This window comes from Rhizobacter sp. P2_H3 (assembly GCF_056403355.1).
Genome location: NZ_JBFUFQ010000167.1, coordinates 1 through 12,696, shown reverse-complemented (window position 1 = coordinate 12,696; position 12,696 = coordinate 1). Strand labels below are relative to the sequence as shown.

Below are 12,696 nucleotides of genomic sequence, written 5' to 3'. Positions count from 1 at the left end.
TGTAGAAGAAGTCCTTCACCGTGACGGAGTCCGTCGTGCTGCCGATGACGGAGGCGACCAGCGATGTGCCGGAGCGCGAGAGCTGGACCTCCTTCTGCTTCAGATCGGTGAACACCAGCGTGTCGGTCTTGCCGGAAGTGGTGTCGTAGGTGGAAGCGATGGTGTCCTGGCCGTCGCCGTTGGCGAAGTTGTAAAAGTCGCCGCCGAGGCCGCCGGTGATGGTGTCGTTGCCTTTGCCACCAGTGATGGTGTCGTTGCCGGCGCCGCCGGTGATCGTTTCACTGCGGAGGGTGCCGACCAGCGTGTCGTTCCCGGTGGTGCCCTTGTAGACCGCCGCGAGGATGTCGTCGATGCCCAGGGTCTTGTCGGTGAACTTGACCGACTGCAGCGGGTTGTAGCTGTTGAGCGGGTTGTCGTCGCGGAAGAAGTCGTTGACGGTGATGGAGTCGGTGGAGCCGGTGACGGAGGCGATCAGCGAGGTGCCGGAGCGGGAGAACTGGACCTTGCTCGACGCCAGGTTGGTGAACACCAGCGTGTCGGTCTTGCCGGCGGCGGCGTCTTCGGTGGAGGCGATGATGTCCTGGCCGTCGCCCGTGGCGAAGTTGTAGGTGTCGCTGCCAAGGCCGCCGTCGAGGACGTCGTTGCCGGTGCCGCCGGTGAGGGTGTCGTTGCCATCGAGGCCGAGAAGGGTATCGGCACCGGTGGTGCCTGCGAGAGAGTCCGCGGCCAAGGTGCCTGTCTTGGTTGCCATGCGAGGGTGCTCCGGTTGCCGATATGAAGAAGTCGGCAAGGGTAGGCAAGCCGGCAAGGCCCCGTCTATGGTGCAAAGCGCCCTCCGGGAGCAGGAACTGGCCTCGAAACCGGGTCATTTTCCGGCCATCGCACCGGGCGTCCACGGGGTGTACTGGCAGGGTGCCGCAAGCCATGTGGCCCCCCGTTCCCAGGAGCCTGTCCCCATGACTGTCCACCCGTCCTTCACCTTGCGCCTCGCCGGCGTGCTGGTGGCCACCGCCGTCGCGCTGCCTGCGGTCGCCCGCTGCATCGATGACGAAGGCATGGAGCCCGGGGTCAGCTACGGCGCCAGGCCGCTGGCGGGCGATGCCGGCGGCCCGCGCGCCACGCTGCAGGCGATGGTGCAGGAGGCGCTGCGGCGCAGCCAATCCATCGGCGCCGCCAGGCTGCTGGCCGAAGCCGCCGCCGCCGATGTCGACGAAACCCGCATGTCACGCCGTCCGCAGGCCGGTCTGAGCGGCACGCTCGGCCGGGTCGGCAGTTCCGGCCCGAATACCGAAAGTGTCAGCGGCAACCAGGCCCGTGTCGGCCTGAGCGTCACCGCACCGCTGTTCGACGGCGGCCGCATCACCCAGCTCACCGACTGGCGCAGCCACCTGGCCGAGGCCGCCCGCCTGGGCCAGATCAGCGCCGAGGAACAGGTCGCGCTGACGACGGTGTCGCTGGCCATGGACCGCAGCCGCTACCGCATGCAGGCCCAGGTCTACCAGCAGTACTCGCGCAAGATGAGCTGCCTGGTCGAGGCGCTGGAAACCATCGTGCGCGCCGACAAGGGCCGCACCAGCGAGCTGGTGCAGGCGCAGAAGAACCAGCAGCAGGCCGACCTGCAGCAGGTGCAGACGCTGTCGATGGTGCGCCAGATCGAGGTCAAGCTTCGCCGCTTCGTCGGCGACGGCCTGCCGGGCACCGAGGGCTTGTCGTCGGTGCTGCTCGACGTGCCGCCGCTGCCCGAGTTGCAGGCGCAGGCCGAGCGCGCCGCCGAGATCGCCCAGCTCGACCAGCAGGCCGCCGCCGCCGACAGCTATGCCAACGCCGTGGTGGCCGGGCAGAAGCCGCAGGTCAACTGGACCGTGGGCGGCAGCAAGGCCAAGGGCGCCGGCGACGGCACCAACTGGTCGGCCGGCGTCAGCTTCAACATCCCGCTCTACAACGCGAGCAACGACTACTCGACCCTCGCCGCCCGCAAGCGCGCCGAGGCCGCCCGCCTGCAACGCGCCGACGCGCTGGAAGCCCGCAAGTTCCGCATGGCCGAGGTGCATGAGCAGGCCACGTCGGCCTTCGACCGCGCGCAGCGCGTCATCAGCGTGCTGCGCGACAGCGACCGGGTGCGCAACTTCACGCTGCAGCAATGGCAGCAGCTCGGCCGGCGCTCGCTGTTCGACGTGATGGCCGCCGAGGGCGACCACTACGGCCTGCGCGTCGCCTACGTGAATGCGCTGTACGACGGCGAGCAGGCGAATGCGCTGCTGCGCTCGCTGGGCCTGGGCATCGGCGCCTGGCTGCAATGAACCTCCTCTGATCCCGGTCCACACGGAAAGACACCGACACCATGGGAACCAACGACACCAGCCTGCTGGCGCCGCTCGCGCTGCACCCGCAGGCCTTCATCGACCCCGAGGCCCACGTGCACGGCGATTGCGTCGTCAAGAGCGGCGCCCACATCTGCCGCGGCGTGACGATCGACGCCGGCTGCCACATCGGCGCCAACGTCGTGTTCGTCGAGGCCGAAGGCCATGAGCCGATCGGCACCACGGTGCGCCGCCAGGCCTGGATCGGCGCCAACTCCACCATCTATGGCGGCCTGACGATCGCCGCCAAGGCGGTCGTGCGCCCCGGCTCGGTCGTCACGCGCTCGGTGCCGCCCGGCGCCATCGTCGAAGGCAACCCGGCCGCCATCGTCGGCTATGTCGACACCGACAAGGGCCCGGCCAGCGCGGTGCACGTGCCGAGCGCGGCCAACGGATTCAAGATCGAGACCACGCCGGTGCACGGCGTCACGGTGCACCACTTCCCGGTGATCCGCGACCTGCGCGGCGACCTGACGGTGGGCGAGTTCGACCGCCACGTGCCGTTCAAGCCGCTGCGCTACTTCATGGTGTTCGGCGTGCCCAGCCGCGAGATCCGCGGCGAGCATGCGCACCACCGCTGCCACCAGTTCCTGATCTGCCTGAAGGGCAGCTGCGCGGTGGTGGCCGACGACGGCACGCGACGCGTCGAGGTGGTGCTCGATTCGCCGCAGCGCGGGCTGTACCTGCCGCCGATGACCTGGGGCATCCAGTACAAGTACTCGCCGGACGCGATGCTGATGGTGTTCGCCTCCGACTACTACGACGCCGCGGACTACATCCGCGACTACGGCGTCTTCACCGACCTGGTTGCCGCGAAATGACCGCGCCGCGGCTGGGCAAGGCCAGGCGCGTGCAGGGCAAGACGCTGGTCTTCCGGGACGCGGCGGTCGACGACGCCGAGTTCATCCTCGGGCTGCGCACCGACGAAGTGAAGTCGCGCCACCTGTCGCGCACCTCGGGCGCGCTGGCCGACCAGCAGGCCTGGCTGGCCGCCTATGCGCAGCGTGACGGCGAGGCCTACTTCGTGATCGAGACCCTGGCCGGCGACAAGCTCGGCACGGTGCGGCTCTACGACGCCCGAGTGATCGACGGTCAGAGCAGCTTCTGCTGGGGCAGCTGGATCCTGTCGGACGCCGCCCCGTCGTCGGCCGCGATCGAGTCGGCGCTGATGGTGTACGCGTATGCCCTCGATACCCTGGGCTTTACGAATGCGCACTTTCAGGTCAACCTCGCGAATGAGCGCGTCTGCGCCTTCCACGAGCGTTTCGGCGCCCAGCGGGTCTCGCAGGACGATGTCGAGATCGAGTACACGCTGGTGAACGCGGCGATCCGTGAGGCCATGAAGCGCTATSCCCGTTTCCTGCCCGACCCTCTCAAGGTGAGCATCTGACATGGTTCCCTTCCTCGACCTGAAGTCCGTGCAGCTGCAGCAGCGCGCCGAACTGGTGGCCGCCTTCGAGCGCGTGCTCGATTCGGGCTGGTACATCATGGGCGACGAGCTGAAGCGCTTCGAGCAGGAGTACGCGGCCTACTGCGGCGCGGCGCACTGCGTGGGCGTCGCGAACGGGCTGGAGGCGCTGAGCTTGGCGCTGCGCGCGCTGGAGGTCGGTGCGGGCGACGAGGTGATCGTGCCGTCGAACACCTACATCGCGACCTGGCTGGCCGTGACGCACGTCGGCGCGACGCCGGTGCCGGTGGAGCCCGACGACCGCACGCACAACATCGACCCGGCGCGCATCGAGGCCGCCATCACGCCGCGCACCAAGGCCATCATGCCGGTGCACCTGTATGGCCAGCCGGCCGACCTGTCGCCGATCCTCGAGATCGCACGCCGGCGCGGCCTGAAGGTCGTCGAGGACGGCGCACAGGCGCATGCCGCGCGCTACAAGGGCGAGCGCCTGGGCGCGCACGGCGATGCGGTGGCCTGGAGCTTCTACCCGGGCAAGAACCTCGGCGCGCTCGGCGACGGCGGCGCCGTCACGACGCACGACGAAGGCGTGGCCGCGCGCCTGCGCGAGCTGCGCAACTACGGCTCGAAGGTCAAGTACCACAACGAGGTGATCGGCTGGAACTCGCGGCTCGACGAGCTGCAGGCCGCGCTGCTGCGCGTGAAGCTGCCGAAGCTGGAGGCCGACAACCGGCACCGTGCGGCGATCGCGCAGCGCTACCTGCAGGCGTTCGCCGGCTTCGAGCTGGTGCTGCCGCAGGTGCCGAGCTGGGCCGAACCGGCCTGGCATTTGTTCGTCGTGCGGCACCGCCAGCGCGACGCCCTCGCGAAGCGCCTGGCCGATGCCGGCATCGGCACCGTCATCCACTACCCGGTTGCGCCGCATCTGCAGCCGGCCTATGCCTCGCTCGGCCTGAAGGCAGGCGCGTTGTCGATCTCGGAGGCGATGCATGCGCAGGTGCTGAGCCTGCCGATCGGCCCGACGCAGACGGGCGAGCAGACCGAAGAGGTGATCGGCGCGGTGCGGAATGCACTCGAGGCGCTGGGCTGATCCATGAACATCACCACCGTCATCCCGGCCTACAAGACGCGCTACATCCACGACCTGCTGCACTCGCTGCGCTACCAGACGCGGCCGTCGCAGCAGGTGATCATTTCCGACGACAGCCCGCACGGCGAGTTTCGCGAGGTCTTCCATTCCGAGACCTTCTCGCAGCTGCGCGCGGGGCTGGACATCGAATTCCACGAGGGGCCGCGCAACGGTGCCTACGAGAACCTGAAGCACCTGGTGCGGCTGTGGAACGGCCGCTCCGAGTTGCTGCACATCATGCTCGACGACGACGTGATGTACCCCGAGTTCTACGAGCGCCACCTGGTGGCGCACAGCTCGGCCGATTTCTCGTGCTCGGTGAGCCGCCGCTGGGTGGCCAACGAGGCCGGGCAGCCGATGACCGGCCAGCCGGTGCCGGCGGCGATCGCGCACAACGCGAGCCGCATGATCGCGCTGAATGACGACGTGATGTTCATGAGCACGGTGGCCGAGTGCAAGAACTACTTCGGCGAGTTCTCGAACGCGATCTTCCGCGCCGACTGTGCCGACCTGCTGCTGAAGCCTGCGCTCGGCGACGTGTCGTACGCCGGGCTGTGGGACCTGGGCGCGTTCGTCGCGGCCAGCATCCGCCGCCCGCTGTGCCACATCCAGGATCACCTGGGCTACTTCCGCATCAGCGCGGGACAGAACTCGTCGAACGTGAACAGCCCGTTCATGAAGGGTGCGCACCTGGGCTTCGTCGCGCTGGCGGTCGGCGGGCACCGCACCGGCCGCCTGAGCGGCGAGCTGCTGCAGCAGTGCTGCCGCATCATCCAGCCGGCGCTGAACCTGCGCTACGGCAGCCAGCCCGACATGCAGCCGTTCTGCACGCTGCTGCCCGAGCTGGCAGCGGGCGCGGCCGGTGCCGAGGAGCGCTTCATCGCCGCCTGGAACGACTTCCTCGCGACGCACGGCTTCTGAGCAGGCCTGCGAGCACGCCGCGATGATGCTGAAGCTCGACCGCTACAAGGCCTGGATCTCGAAGAGCAACCCGTTCGAGCTCGAGAGCTGGGTGCGCGCGCTGCTGGTGCACTACTTCTTCCATGTGTCCGACAAGGCGATCGTCGAGGTGCTGCAGGCGCCGGAGCAGCCGTCGGCTGCGCGCACGGTCAACCTGATGACGCCGACGGTGTTCAAGGGCACCGGCCGCATCCGCCTCGCGCCGACGGTGGTGTTCGGCGTGCCGCGTTCGCCGGGCAGCTACGGCTGCAGCTACATCGAGGCGCGCACGCCGCAATCGCTGATCGAGATCGGCGACGGCACGGTGATCAACAACCGCGCGGTGATCGTGTCCGAAGGGGCGGCGATCCGCATCGGCCAGCGCTGCCTGATCGGCTCGGAGTTCCAGGTGCTCGATTCGAACGCGCACCAGCTCGCGCTCGGCCAGCGGCACCTGCCGGACCAGCAGCCGCGGCCGGTGGTGATCGAGGACGAGGTCTTCATCGGCAGCCGCGTGACGCTGCTGAAAGGCTGCCGCATCGGGCGCGGCAGCGTGATCGCGGCCGGCACGGTGGTGCCGCCGAAGTTCGATGCACCGCCGCTGTCGGTGATTGCCGGCAACCCGGCGGTGATCGTCGGGCAGGTGGAATCGACAAACCCGTGAACAACAAACCAGGAGACGAGAACATGCACGACGAACTCATCGCATCGGTGGCCAACGACTGGTGGTACTACAACGTCGAGCTCGCGCCGGGGCTGATCACGAAGGGCACGCACATGCCGCGCGTGCCGATGATGCCGCGCATGCTGCTGCGCAACGCGAACCTGCAGGGCATGGATTGCCTGGACATCGGCAGCATGGAGGGCCTGATCCCGACGCTGATGACGCGCCAGGGTGCGAAGCGCGTGCTGGCGACGGATGCGCTGCCGCACTGCGAGAAGAAGATGAACGCGATCAAGACGATCTACGGCGCGAACTTCGACTTCCGGCAGATCGGCCTGCTGTACGACCTGAGCGTGAAGCTGAAGGACGAGGGCGGCTTCGACTTCATCAACCTGTCGGGCGTGCTGTACCACGTGTTCTCGCCGATGCACGTGCTGGCGGGGATCCGGCCGCTGCTGAAGAAGAACGGGCTGATGATCGTGTCGACCAACGTGATGCGCCGCGAGGGCCACACGCTGGAATACAACCACCGCGGCAACCTGCAGCGCGAGACCAACACCTTCTGGTACCACTCGGTGCCGATGCTGGAATCGCTGATCCGCTTCTTCAAGATGGTGCCGATCGACTGCTACTACTGCCCGCACTCCGACGTGAACCCGGCGAATTTCGCGCCGGGGGTCGACAGCGGCTACATGTCGGTGATGTGCCGGGCGGTGGACGACGGCGACATCCAGGACGGCGACGCCTGGGCGGCCGGGGCGCGGATGGCGTCATGGGAGTTCCTGTCGCTGTGCAACGGCGAGATGATGAACGGGCAGCCCCGTTCAAGCATCTCGTACCGTGGCGACCAGGATGCGGGCGGCAAGGCCCCGAAGGGCATCGACCTGTTCCAGACCATTGCCGACGAGCGGCATGTGGTGCGGGCGGTGGATGATTCGAGGAATGCGCATACGTTGCGGTTGGCGGATATGTATTGATGCTGATGCAGCCACTTCAGTTTCTTTGGGGCTGCAAACCGAGCCCCGCCGCAGCTTTCGTGATCGCAGGGGTGAGGAAGATGTCGTTGCGTTCGAACAGCATCTTCGCTATGTCAACAGCATTCTTGGATATCGCGATCTCCAGTGGCCTCCTGCCCGACAGTTGTTCTCGATTCGGATCTATGTCGGCGCGGGACAGGAGTTGACGTACCGCGTGGGTTTCCCTTTGAGTTATCGCCAAGGCGAAGATGCTGCCACCCTCATGGGGCATATTGACATCAACGCTGTTGTCAAGTGCAGAAAGCGCGAACTCCCAGCTCTTCAGCCGGGCGGCAACCAGTACTATATTTTCGTCTGCTTCAAGGATGCCTGTTGTACCGATGATTGCCTCGAAGAGATCGAGGCCGTCAATGTTATTTCTTGAGATCATTCGGAACATCAAGAGCCGGAGTTCATCGCGAACAGATGGGCTCAAATTCTCTGGGGACAGCCTTGTGCAGCGCTTGATTTTCCACCCGAGCCCGGCGAGCGACGCCATCACCTTGAAAGACTCCGTAGTTTTGAGAAAGTCGTGCGCTTCGAGGCGACAGGTTTGAGGGCAATGCGTCTCGAAGGAGAATAAATCGGCTCCCGGAAAACTCTCGATCTTGTTTTCATCAATTTTTTCAAGAAGTTCCTCGGCGAGGTGCAGGTACCAAACAGCCTTTCGAGTTATTCCGGAGTTGATGCAATGGTTGAGCAAGCATGCGAGAGCGGTTAGCTGTTCAGTTGCGCCTTCAATTCCAAGGCGAATCAGGCCAATGGCGTGATATGCCATACTATCTGCAGGGAACTCGTATGCGTCCAGACACCTGATCAAAGGATCTGCGTTGCCCGACAATAGGTGATGGAGCGCAGTTGAAAAATCTTCCTTGTGCCCGATTTTTCCATCGACATGCTTTGAAAATTTTCGACAGAAATAGCTGTTGAGATCAAATTTATCGGTGGTAAGGCGTTCTGAACCATCGGTGAATATGGGCGGAGCCAGTTGACTGGAGAAAAGGGGTAAATCCGTTGGCGCATCATAGTATCTGTATGGCTCATTGTCTTGGCGATCCGGAAGGTTGGCTGCCTCGCCATCTGAAAACCTTTCCGACTCGCTCATTTGATCAATCCTGTTCACCAGACTCAGCGCGCTGAACGTGTCGCGGCATTCTTTTTTATAGACAAAGAATGCTGAGAATTCACTGTGATGACCTGTGGATTCACTCCAACCCGAGAAGTTGTCGACGAATTTCCCCCATTCCTCTGGAAGTCCTGYAAGAACCTGCGGAATAGGGGTCTCCTTCCAGGCGTCTGCGATCACGATATCTTCGACGCATCCGCGTTGCATAGCTTCGAGTGGAGCGAGAATATTGAAGACGTGCGAGTCATCGTACGCGATATGACCGTGCAGAATGATGACGTCGGCCGGGATCTTTCCTTCCTCAAGCAAAGCGGCCAACTTCAGAAAAACAAGACGATTCAGCTCCCCGCAATTTCCAAAGCCAAATTTTGCATTTATCGGACAGACCTGGTTGAGGATGGTCAAATCTCGTTTGTTCGTATACGACTCAAAGATTGCCCTCACTTCTCGGGTGCTTGCGGCCAGAATCCGTTCGCCCAACTGATGGTCGGGCATTGATCTTCTGCCGCGCAAGTTTGCGATTCCGCGATAGAGCACCTTTTCTGCCCAATCGTTTGCCACAATGACCGCCTTGAGTATGGAAAGTGTTGCAGGTGCGACTCTTGTTTCTGTGGGTGCAACGCAGGGGGGGCGATGGCTTGCCCGGGCGAAGTGGGAAGAGGCAGCCGTCAGTGACAATGATCGTAAAGGTGGCTTGTCGGTCTGATGGAGCGTGACAGGTGTTGCGTGTCTGAAGCCTCTACGGCGGTCGGTCGTACGCACTTGCATGCCGTGTCCCTGCGACAGCGCCAGGGCTCGCCATTCGTTCCAGAGATCAGCAGGAAGTTTGTCGAGAATCGATGTGGGCAGCGCGCGCAGGTCCAGTACTCCGTCATGAAGCGCAGATTCAAGAACACTCCGACACAGCGTGTTGACGGCAAGGCCGTCGACCAAGGATTTGATTCTTTCCTCGTGCCTCTGCCGGAATGAGTGTCGCGATCCCTCTACTTGCGCTGCCGAGCGGCATTGATGAATGCGGTCGGCAATATCGGTTTCCAGCGGATTTGCATTCGAATTGGTGGGCTCTCGAGTCGAATGAAGTGGGGACAGTCCAGCAGTTTGAGTGCAGGGAGTCAGCATGGCGCGTCTCGTAAACATCGGTGCACATAGGTGACGCATCCGCTGCGAGCGTTCCAATGACACGTGTGTCAGGAACGCCAGTCACACTCAACTCGACCGCGTGGACGTTTCAACTCTGCGCTACCCCCGGCAACCGAAACACCGCCACCGCCTCCACCAGCCTTTGCGCCTGCAGCTTGAGGCTCTCCGCCGCCGCCGCGCTTTCCTCCACCAGCGCGGCGTTCTGCTGCGTTGCCTGATCCATCTGCGCGATCGCGGTGCCGACCTGCGAGACGCCGGTGCTTTGCTCGCTGGTCGCCACGCTGATCTCGCTGACCAGGTCCGTCACGCGGCGGATGGCCGCCACCACCTCGTCCATCGTCGAGCCGGCCTGGTCGGCCAGCGTGCTGCCCTGGGCCACGCGCTCGACGCTGGTGCCGATCAGCGCGGTGATCTCCTTCGCGGCTGCCGCGCTGCGCTGCGCGAGCGCACGCACCTCGCCGGCCACGACCGCGAAGCCGCGGCCCTGCTCGCCGGCGCGTGCCGCCTCCACTGCGGCATTCAAGGCCAGGATGTTGGTCTGGAACGCGATGCCATCGATCACGCCGACGATCTCGGCGATCTGGTTCGAGCTGTCGTGGATGCCTTTCATCGTCTGCACGACGTTGGTCACCACCTCGCCGCCGCGCTGCGCCACGCCGCTCGCACCCGACGCCAGCTGGCTGGCCTGCGCCGCGTTGTCGGCGTTCTGCCGCACCGCCGCGCCCAGCTCGTCCATCGACGACGCGGTCTGCTGCAGCGCCGCGGCCTGCCGCTCGGTGCGCAGGCTCAGGTCGTTGTTGCCTTGCGCGATCTCGGTGCTGGCGGTCGCAACGCCCTCGGCATTTGCGCGCACGCCGCGCACCAGCCGGGTCAGCTGTTGCTGCATCTCGGCCAGGGCCGTCAGCAGCATCGCGGTCTCGTCGCGGCCGCGCGGACGCACGGCCACCGTCAGGTCGCCGCCGGCCACCGCCTGGGCCACCTCCACCGCCTGGTTCAGCGGGCGCACGATCATCCGGCTCACGCCGATGCCGACGATCACGCCCAGCAGCGTCACGCCGAACATCACCGCCAGGCTCAGCCGGATCGCCCGCCGGCCGTCGGCCGCCGCGCGCGCTGCGATGTCGGCGCTCTCCGCAGCAATGCGCTGCGCCGCGTCGCCGAGCAGCTTCACCGGTTCGCGGTCCATGCCCTTGACACCGTTGTCGCCGGCCGCCGGGTCGAAGCCCGCCGCGGTGAAGGCGGCGTAACCCTGCCGGTAGCCTTCGCCCATGCGGGCATGCGCCTGCAGGAAGCGCTCGACCAGCGTGCGGGTCTCGCCGTCCGGCAAGGTGTCGCGCAGCCGCGCCGCGCCATCGGCCACCGACTTCTCTTCCTTCTGGAACGCGCCCCAGTAGCGCTCGAGTTGCTGCGGATCCTTGCCGCGCAGCAGCGTGTTCTTCCACTCCTGCACTTGGGTCTTGAACGAGTTCTCCAAGGCCGCCGCCGCGCGCTCGTGCGCCACGTAGGTCTGCATGACGGTGTCGTAGGCGGCGAGGGAGCGGTCGAGCTGGCGGATGCCGAACAGCGCCGCGAGCAGCAGCAGGGCGAGCGTGAATCCGAAGGCCAGGGGGAGTTTCRGATTCAGCTTCATGGCGCGGGCTCCGTGCTGCTGGGGCCTGCCAAGCATAGACCCGCGGACTGCCCCGCAGGGGATTTAAATCAGCGGCCCGTGGCGCTGCGCGTCCTCGACCAGCAGCCGCTGCTGCTCCGCGCTGAGAGCCGCCGCGGCGACCGTGGTTGACGGCGGTGCAGCGTCATGCGCCAGCAACTCGCCGGCCGGCGCCRCCAGCAGCTCGCTGAGCTGCACCGCCGGCGCCGTGTTCTTCTCTTTCGCGAACCACACATCCGCCATCTGGTGCTGCGAGCCATCGCTCATCGTCACGCTCGACACCAGGCCCAGCAGGTTCCCGTGGTCGACCGCCGTCCCGGCGAGTGCATGCAGGTCCAGCGACACCACGCCCACGTCGGCCAGCGATTTCAGCTCGCCCGCATCGGTCTTGCCGTCGTGGTTCGCATCCACCCACACGCGCAGGTCCTTGAAGTTCGCGTCCGCGGCGCTGACCACGCCATCGTGGTTGCCGTCCAGCTGCGCCAGCGCGACGTAGCCGTTGGCCGCACGCGTGCCGTCGGCCAGCCGCGTGCCGATGCCGAACAGCTCGCTGCCGTCGTTGATCGCGCCGTCGTGGTTGYGGTCCAGCGCCAGCAGCGCCGAGCCCTCGGCGATCCAGCCGCTGCGCGCCGCACTGCCCGTCGCGGCGATGTCGAAGTTCACGCCCTGGCTCGCCGACGTCGTGTGGATGCCGGTGCCCGCCAGGTCCAGCACGATCGGCGTCACCGACAGCAGCGCCGAGATCTGGGCGCCCGACATCACGCCGATGTCCTCCGGCGTGAAGGCCGCCACCTGCTGCAATGACATCGCGGCGATGTCGGCCGTCTCCATCGCCACCATCTGCGCCGTCGTCAGCGCGGCGATGTGGTCGGTGCTCAAGCCCGCGATCTGCTCGGTGCCGAGCGCAACGATCTGCGCCGTCGACAGCGCGACGAACTGGCCGGTGTTCAAGGCCGCGATCTGGTCGCTGCCCAGCGCATGGAAAGCCGACGTGCCCAGCGCCCGAAGATCGCCCGGCTGCATCGCCGCCACCTGCGACGCATCCAGCCCCGCCGCCTGCGCGCTGGTCAGCGCGGCGAACTGCCCCGCGCTCATCGCCACGATCTCGTCGGTCGTCAGCGCGGCCACCGCAGCGGCACTCAGCGCCCGCACCGCACCGGTGCTCAGCGCCGCCAGGTCGGCCGTCTCCAGCGCCGCCACCTGGGTGGCCGTCAGCGCGGCCGCCTGGGCGGTCGACAGCGCGGCGAACTGCGTGGTCGTCAGCGC

11 protein-coding genes are annotated in these 12,696 nt (G+C 65.9%); 7 read left to right on the top strand and 4 right to left on the bottom strand.

What is annotated here, in order from left to right; all coding sequences use genetic code 11:
* The coding region (locus AC1D1T_RS23635) for a calcium-binding protein (protein ID WP_477992579.1) at nt 1-751 on the bottom strand (751 nt) is incomplete at its 3' end.
* A gap of 205 nt (nt 752-956) precedes the next feature.
* Between AC1D1T_RS23635 and AC1D1T_RS23630 the strand changes: the two genes are divergently transcribed.
* From AC1D1T_RS23630 to AC1D1T_RS23600, 7 genes are read left to right on the top strand one after another with little or no spacing between them, the layout of a single operon-like run.
* A complete protein-coding gene (locus tag AC1D1T_RS23630) occupies nt 957-2,300 on the top strand; it encodes a TolC family protein (RefSeq protein WP_465114448.1) in 1,344 nt (447 codons plus the stop codon).
* 41 nt (nt 2,301-2,341) lie between these two features.
* The gene (locus AC1D1T_RS23625; RefSeq protein WP_477839585.1) at nt 2,342-3,181 is read left to right on the top strand and encodes a WxcM-like domain-containing protein; all 840 of its coding nucleotides are present in this window, start codon (nt 2,342-2,344) and stop codon (nt 3,179-3,181) included.
* The gene (locus AC1D1T_RS23620; protein WP_477992578.1) at nt 3,178-3,750 is read left to right on the top strand and encodes a GNAT family N-acetyltransferase; all 573 of its coding nucleotides are present in this window, start codon (nt 3,178-3,180) and stop codon (nt 3,748-3,750) included. Before AC1D1T_RS23625 ends, AC1D1T_RS23620 begins: the two co-directional genes overlap by 4 nt.
* 1 nt (nt 3,751) lies before the next feature.
* Nucleotides 3,752-4,858, top strand: a complete 1,107-nt coding sequence (locus AC1D1T_RS23615) for a DegT/DnrJ/EryC1/StrS family aminotransferase (RefSeq protein ID WP_477828063.1) — start codon at nt 3,752-3,754, stop codon at nt 4,856-4,858.
* Nucleotides 4,859-4,861: 3 nt separating this feature from the next.
* Nucleotides 4,862-5,818: a glycosyltransferase family A protein gene (locus AC1D1T_RS23610; RefSeq protein WP_047511223.1), complete on the top strand. Its 957-nt coding sequence runs from the start codon at nt 4,862-4,864 to the stop codon at nt 5,816-5,818.
* A gap of 22 nt (nt 5,819-5,840) precedes the next feature.
* Nucleotides 5,841-6,500, top strand: coding sequence for an acyltransferase (locus AC1D1T_RS23605; protein ID WP_477992577.1), 660 nt, complete (start codon nt 5,841-5,843; stop codon nt 6,498-6,500).
* A gap of 23 nt (nt 6,501-6,523) precedes the next feature.
* Nucleotides 6,524-7,477, top strand: a complete 954-nt coding sequence (locus AC1D1T_RS23600) for a class I SAM-dependent methyltransferase (RefSeq protein WP_156151721.1) — start codon at nt 6,524-6,526, stop codon at nt 7,475-7,477.
* A 16-nt stretch (nt 7,478-7,493) separates the two neighbouring features.
* Here the strand turns inward: AC1D1T_RS23600 and AC1D1T_RS23595 are convergent, their stop codons facing one another.
* The 3 genes from AC1D1T_RS23595 to AC1D1T_RS23585 all read right to left on the bottom strand — a co-directional run.
* Nucleotides 7,494-9,575 carry an ankyrin repeat domain-containing protein gene (locus AC1D1T_RS23595; protein WP_477992576.1) on the bottom strand — a complete coding sequence of 694 codons (2,082 nt, stop codon included), beginning with the start codon at nt 9,573-9,575 and terminating at the stop codon, nt 7,494-7,496.
* A 295-nt stretch (nt 9,576-9,870) separates the two neighbouring features.
* Complete coding sequence (locus AC1D1T_RS23590; RefSeq protein WP_477992575.1) at nt 9,871-11,412, bottom strand: methyl-accepting chemotaxis protein; 1,542 nt, start codon at nt 11,410-11,412, stop codon at nt 9,871-9,873.
* A 63-nt stretch (nt 11,413-11,475) separates the two neighbouring features.
* Nucleotides 11,476-12,696 (bottom strand): SPM autocatalytic domain-containing protein (locus AC1D1T_RS23585; protein WP_490363535.1); only part of this gene is annotated, 1,221 nt, incomplete at its 5' end.

Coding starts and splice junctions, on each gene's coding strand:
- AC1D1T_RS23630 (WP_465114448.1), top strand. CDS start 957: ATGACTGTCCACCCGTCCTTCACCTTGCGCCTCGCCGGCGTGCTGGTG.
- AC1D1T_RS23625 (WP_477839585.1), top strand. CDS start 2,342: ATGGGAACCAACGACACCAGCCTGCTGGCGCCGCTCGCGCTGCACCCG.
- AC1D1T_RS23615 (WP_477828063.1), top strand. CDS start 3,752: ATGGTTCCCTTCCTCGACCTGAAGTCCGTGCAGCTGCAGCAGCGCGCC.
- AC1D1T_RS23610 (WP_047511223.1), top strand. CDS start 4,862: ATGAACATCACCACCGTCATCCCGGCCTACAAGACGCGCTACATCCAC.
- AC1D1T_RS23605 (WP_477992577.1), top strand. CDS start 5,841: ATGATGCTGAAGCTCGACCGCTACAAGGCCTGGATCTCGAAGAGCAAC.
- AC1D1T_RS23600 (WP_156151721.1), top strand. CDS start 6,524: ATGCACGACGAACTCATCGCATCGGTGGCCAACGACTGGTGGTACTAC.